Here is a 5,860-nt window from a genome sequence, read left to right as displayed (position 1 = left end):
CTATATGTCTTGATAATAATGGAAGGTTGAATAGCTTTAGCAGTGATATAAAAATGCTTTTTATTTTACCGAACAATTAAGGTTTAAAGCCTCTCCTTTAAAGGAGAAAAAAGGTAATACTATTTCTCTGTAACAATGCGCTTAATAATTATTGCTCAGACCTTATTAAACTGACTATTCTCATCTTTATATTAAGCGCAACTTCATGGATAAATGGTATAAGCATTTTCTGCGGACTGCTGCAAAAACAGCTATTATCTGTTAGCTATCAGCTATCATAAAAGGGTTTTAATGAAAATAGACTGTTTTAGCCATCTTTTATAGTTAAGTATAAATCCTGCCTCAATTAGTAAAGTTTTTATCTACAACTAAAAGCAATAGCTGATTGCTGAAGTGCTGACGGCTGAATGCTTACTTTGATATTAAACTGCTAAAAATCTTTGGATTACTTCTTGACTTAAATCTGTGGTATTTCCTGATGCCACAATTCCTCCTTTTTGCATTGCATAATATCGGTCTGCTTTACGCACAAAATGGAGATGTTGTTCTACCAATAAAACAGAAATACCTCTACTTTTAATAATATTTCTCACCGCAGTTTCTATCTCTAAAATAATAGAAGGTTGAATACCTTCAGTCGGTTCATCTAACAAAAGTAAATTTGGCTTACCCATCAATGCACGAGCGATCGCTAATTGTTGTTGTTGACCACCGCTCAAATTTCCTCCCATTCTAGATAACATTGTTTTTAGAACAGGAAATAATTCAAATATTTCTTCGAGTATTTCATTTTTTTCTTTTCTATTTTCTTTTCTTGCTTCTAAACCAAGCAATAAATTTTCTTTAACTGTTAACCTGGGTATAATTTCTCTACCTTGGGGTACATAACCAATACCTAGACGAGCGCGTTGGTCTGGCCGGAGAGTGGCGATCGCTTTACCCCATAAATTAATTTTTCCTGTCCGTGGCCTAAGTAGTCCCATTACTGTTTTGAGTAATGTTGTTTTGCCTACTCCATTTCTACCGATTAAACATACCATTTCTCCTGGTTTCACGGTTAAATCAACATCGCGCAAAATATGACTTTCTCCATAAAATACATTTATATTAGATACTTGTAAGGTGCTATGATTAATTTGATTTTGTCCAGCTTGATTGCGTAGATTAAAGTTCATAATTTTTTGATGTTTTTTAATTTTCTATTTTAATTTAGTAAAAACTATAGTGCTAGAGTAAAAATGACTATCATTGGAACCAGAGAAGCAGCTTTTTTGTTAGGTATTTGTTGTCAACGAGTTAGAGTCCTTCTTGCTCAAGGTAGAATCAAAGGGGCTTATAAGCATAAAGGATTCTGGCGAATTCCTCTATATCAGAATATGCCTGATGTTATACCGGGTAAAAGAGGTCCTCGAGGAGTTTGGTGTAAAGGACTACGGCAAGCACCAACAAGGATTCATGTCAATCAAAGGAAAATTAAGGCTAATAGTAAGAGAATCAAAAATGATCCTCTAATGACTCCCGAACAATTGATACCAGTAATTACCTTAAAACAGAGTGAGCGTAATGATTTGGGTTATCAAATGGAAATTCATGGTGAATGCCGTATAGTATATCAGCCTTATCATCCATTACCCTGCGGGGCACGTTTGTGGATAGAAACTTATTCTCCAGTGCAATTCGTTGATACTAAGTTTAATCCTTCAACAGCAAGACGGCCTTATAGACATACCTAATATTTAAACTTTAAGCAATTCAAGTTTTCAGTAAAACCAAGCGCGATACAATGTTTGGTAAAAATTCCTGTTGCTTGTTGCATTCAGACTTTTTCAACAGCTCCTAAATAAACTTCGATAACTCTTGCATCATTCTGCACCTCATCCATAGTTCCTTCACAAAGTACAGAACCTTGATGTAAAACAGTTACTTTTTTGGCTATTTGACGTACAAATTCCATGTCATGTTCAATGACAATAATTGAATGACTAGCAGCCAAGTTTAACAAAAGAGAACCAATATTTTCTGTTTCTTCATCAGTTAAACCAGCTACGGGTTCATCTACTAATAATAACTCAGGAGATTGAGCAACTAACATACCTATTTCTAAACGTTGTTTTTCACCATGAGATAAAAAAGCAGCTTTAATATTTGCTTTTCCAACTAAATTTATAGTTTCTAATAAACCAGCGACACTTCTAATTTCTGCGGAAGGAACCTTATGAAATAAAGTAGCAATTACTCCTTTCTGGCGATTGATAACTAAATCTAAATTTTCTCTAACAGTTAAATTGAGATATACTCTAGGTGTTTGAAATTTACGCCCAATCCCCATACAAGCTATTTTATGTTCGGGAATTTTCATTAAATTCTCACCTCCAAATAATACTTTTCCTGTTGTTGGTTGAACTTTGCCAGTAATTACATCTAAAAAAGTAGTTTTCCCCGCTCCATTGGGACCGATAATAACTCGTAATTCACCAACATTCATAATAAAATTGAGATTATTTAGAGCCTTAAAGCCATCAAAACTAACAGTTAAATTTTGAATTTCTAAAATTTTTTCTACCACGCTTTTTATCAGTTATCAGTTATCAGTTATCAGTTATCAGTTATCAGCTATTAGCATTCAGCTATCAGCTTTTAGCAATAAAACTCTGCTCTTAAAACTATACTTTATCAACACCTTTTTTAAGATAAAACTTGACCAAATAGAGAAATTATACCATTTTCAAAAAATATTGCTACATTTGGTTATTCAAGGTTTTAGGTGGTAGGTGGTAGGTGTTAGCTATAAAAGAGAATAAGTGCAAATGTTTCAATTCTGTTGGGCATCCGTATTTTACTGTAACAATCTTTATTGAATTTGGTATTATAAGTTATGTATTTGCTATTAAATCAATTTTTGCCTTCTTCCTTAGCTGATAGCTGATAGCTGACCGCTGAATGCTTATGTTAATAGTTATCAGTAGATATCTCCAACAATAAAAAATAAAATCAATTATCCCACAGAAATTATCAATTCTTTCTCCTTTCCTCCTACTCCCTCTTTTCTGGAGATATCTAGTTATCAATTATACAGCAGATTTCATTATGCTACTTTTGAACTTCAAATGACTATCACAGGTAAGATAGCTGTATTACTTTTGATTTTTGACTTTTGACTTTTGACTTTCAAGAAGCGATCGCAACTTTAGCCAACCATATTCTTGCCACCAACCGACTATTCCATTAGGTAATATTGTCACGACTAATAAAAATAACGCACCTTGGAAAAATAACCATATTTGAGGAAATTGTTCGCTTAAAAAAGTACGTCCGAAATTAACTAATAATGTACCAATAATTGCACCGACTAAAGTTCCTCTACCTCCTACCGCTACCCAAATAACCATTTCAATTGAAAAAGCTACTTCCATATAACTAGGAGTAACAATGCCGCTTTGAACTGTATATAATGCTCCAGAAATTCCAGCAATGGCTCCAGAAATAGCAAATACTAAAACCTTAAATTCGGTAGGATTATATCCAGAAAATCTGACTCTAGTTTCATCGTCTCTAATGGCAATTAATAGACGACCAAATCTGCCACTGGTTAGCCAACGACAAATTAAATAAGTAGCAATAAGACTAATAATTGTTATTTCATAAAATATTAATTGTGCTTGGTCAGACCCTGCTAAAATACCGAAAATTTTTTCTGTGTCTGTTTTTAAACCGTTTGTACCATTAATTAGTTTTTGTTGACCGTTGAAAAAGTTAAAAAATACCAGTAAAGCTGCTTGAGTAAGTATAGAAAAGTAGACTCCTTTAATTCTATTTTTAAATACTAGATAACCGAGAATTGCTGCAACAATAGCAGGCAAAATTATAATTGCTAAAATTGTCAGAGGAAAAGAGTGAAAAGGCTGCCAAAATAGAGGAAGTTTTTCTACACCATAAAGAGTGAAAAATTCTGGTAATTCTCCTTCTGGCAATTGTAGTTTGAGGTGCATTGCTAAGGCATAACCTCCTAATGCAAAAAATATGCCATGACCTAAGCTTAATAAACCAGTGTAACCCCAGATTAAGTCTATACCTAAAGCAACAATTGCTAGGGAGAGAAAACGTCCTAATAATTTTAGTCTAAATCCAGGTAAAGTTAATGGAATTATCATGGCAAAGATTAAAGTTATTGCTATTATTATGCCGATTTGAATTAATAATTTCTGATGTTGATTTTTGATCATATTTGGGGAATAAGGAATATGGAGAATAGTATACCGAAACAGCTAATGCTAATTTAGTGCAAAATTTGTAGTGGACAGTTTCATTTTATAGCAAATCTGATGAGAGTCAGGAGATATTCACAAAATTCAAAATCTTCGCCTGATAAATATTTAGATATTTAGGTAATATCAAGCGTGATAAATGTTTGCTACAAGATGTGGCGATCGTTCTCTTTATCTGATAACTAATGTTATTTATTTAGCCTTTGGAGGAAAAATTATTCCTATCAAGGACAACTCTTACCGAATAATTAAGGTTGAAAGCCTCTCCTTTAAAGGATAAACAATGAATTAATTTTCCCTTTTGCATCAATCCTATCCGTTTTCAAGGAGAGGTAATTGTTAATTATTAATTATTAATTATTAATTATTAATTGTTGAAAATGTTATATCCTATCTTATTGGGTAACAAAATTTTATTTACCAATTAACTTGATAAGATTAGATGAGCGTATTCATTAATGGATAATTGATAATGGATAATTGATAATTACCTCTGGTTAAAACTGTTCTTAATTGAATATAAGGAAACTAGATAGTGCAAAGTTCTTAGAATAACTATTGCTAGCTAAGGCTTTCAGCGATATAAAGGTTCAAAACTTTTTATTCAGAGCGGTAAGTACTGTAAGCCTTTTTCAGTAATATTTTCAGTCTTCAAAACTAATAGTTTTTTTGCAGAACTTTGTACTCTCCAGTAAGGAAATATTATTTTTTTCCTTAAAAGGGGAGGCTTTAAACCAGAATTATTTAATTATTAATTATTAATTATTCGGCAAGAATATATTTATATTAATTTTGGAAGATATTGAGATTGAAATTCAACCTAATGGTGAATGGAGCAAATGAATAAAAAACCTGATTTGAAAACTATGACTTCTCAAGAGTTAAAAAGTTATGTTTTATCTCATCGAGATGATGATGAAGCTTTTTATGCTTATATTGATAAACTAAATGAAAGGAAAGATAGAGTAGTTTATCGGCCTTGAAAATCATTAGAAGATTTGGATAAATATCCCGAATTTATTGAAAAAATGCGTCATACGCAATAGAAGGAAATCCTCACTCTCCATCTCTGAAGTTATGGTGCTTCATAAAATGAATTAATTACTGCTCTATCAGCAATAGAAGGAAATTTTCACTACCCATCTCTGAAGTTATGGTGCTTCAGACAATGAATTAATTACTGCTCTATCAGCAATAGAAGGAAATTTTCACTACCCATCTCTGAAGTTATGGTGCTTCAGACAATGAATTAATTACTGCTCTATCAGCAATAGAAGGAAATTTTCACTACCCATCTCTGAAGTTATGGTGCTTCAGACAATGAATTAATTACTGCTCTATCAGCAATAGAAGGAAATTTTCACTCTGCATCTCTGAAGTTATGGTGCTTCATAAAATGAATTAATTACTGCTCTATCAGCAATAGAAGGAAATTTTCACTACCCATCTCTGAAGTTATGGTGCTTCAGACAATGAATTAATTACTGCTCTATCAGCAATAAAAGGAAATTCTCACTCTGCATCTCTGAAGTTATGGTGCTTCAGACAATGAATTAATTACTGCTCTATCAGCAATAAAAGGAAATTCTCACTCT

Annotated in this window: 7 protein-coding genes; 4 read left to right on the top strand and 3 right to left on the bottom strand. The window is 32.5% G+C overall.

The features are described 5' to 3' along the window. Nucleotides 1–422: 422 nt before the first annotated feature. Complete coding sequence (gene urtE, locus AC3DU7_RS19060) at nt 423–1,175, bottom strand: urea ABC transporter ATP-binding subunit UrtE (RefSeq protein ID WP_488040888.1); 753 nt, start codon at nt 1,173–1,175, stop codon at nt 423–425. A 63-nt stretch (nt 1,176–1,238) separates the two neighbouring features. On the opposite strand from urtE, the gene AC3DU7_RS19055 reads away from it, so the two are divergent. After that, complete coding sequence (locus AC3DU7_RS19055; protein ID WP_488040887.1) at nt 1,239–1,733, top strand: hypothetical protein; 495 nt, start codon at nt 1,239–1,241, stop codon at nt 1,731–1,733. 83 nt (nt 1,734–1,816) lie between these two features. Here the strand turns inward: AC3DU7_RS19055 and urtD are convergent, their stop codons facing one another. Continuing rightward, nucleotides 1,817–2,566, bottom strand: a complete 750-nt coding sequence (gene urtD, locus AC3DU7_RS19050; protein WP_488040886.1) for an urea ABC transporter ATP-binding protein UrtD — start codon at nt 2,564–2,566, stop codon at nt 1,817–1,819. A gap of 568 nt (nt 2,567–3,134) precedes the next feature. Next, nucleotides 3,135–4,223: an urea ABC transporter permease subunit UrtC gene (gene urtC, locus AC3DU7_RS19045; RefSeq protein WP_488040885.1), complete on the bottom strand. Its 1,089-nt coding sequence runs from the start codon at nt 4,221–4,223 to the stop codon at nt 3,135–3,137. A 429-nt stretch (nt 4,224–4,652) separates the two neighbouring features. On the opposite strand from urtC, the gene AC3DU7_RS19040 reads away from it, so the two are divergent. The 3 genes from AC3DU7_RS19040 (at nt 4,653) to AC3DU7_RS19030 (ending at nt 5,248) form a co-directional block, all read left to right on the top strand. Next, nucleotides 4,653–4,724, top strand: coding sequence for a DUF6888 family protein (locus tag AC3DU7_RS19040; protein WP_488040891.1), 72 nt, complete (start codon nt 4,653–4,655; stop codon nt 4,722–4,724). Between the two features lie 318 nt (nt 4,725–5,042). Continuing rightward, the gene (locus tag AC3DU7_RS19035; protein ID WP_488040890.1) at nt 5,043–5,108 is read left to right on the top strand and encodes a hypothetical protein; all 66 of its coding nucleotides are present in this window, start codon (nt 5,043–5,045) and stop codon (nt 5,106–5,108) included. Beyond that, nucleotides 5,105–5,248 carry a DUF6887 family protein gene (locus tag AC3DU7_RS19030; protein WP_488040884.1) on the top strand — a complete coding sequence of 48 codons (144 nt, stop codon included), beginning with the start codon at nt 5,105–5,107 and terminating at the stop codon, nt 5,246–5,248. Before AC3DU7_RS19035 ends, AC3DU7_RS19030 begins: the two co-directional genes overlap by 4 nt. Nucleotides 5,249–5,860: the final 612 nt, after the last annotated feature.

The sequence above is a fragment of the Okeania sp. genome (assembly GCF_983059655.1).
The sequence above is the reverse complement of the archived record's forward strand: the minus strand, read 5'-3'. Positions and strand labels throughout refer to the sequence as shown.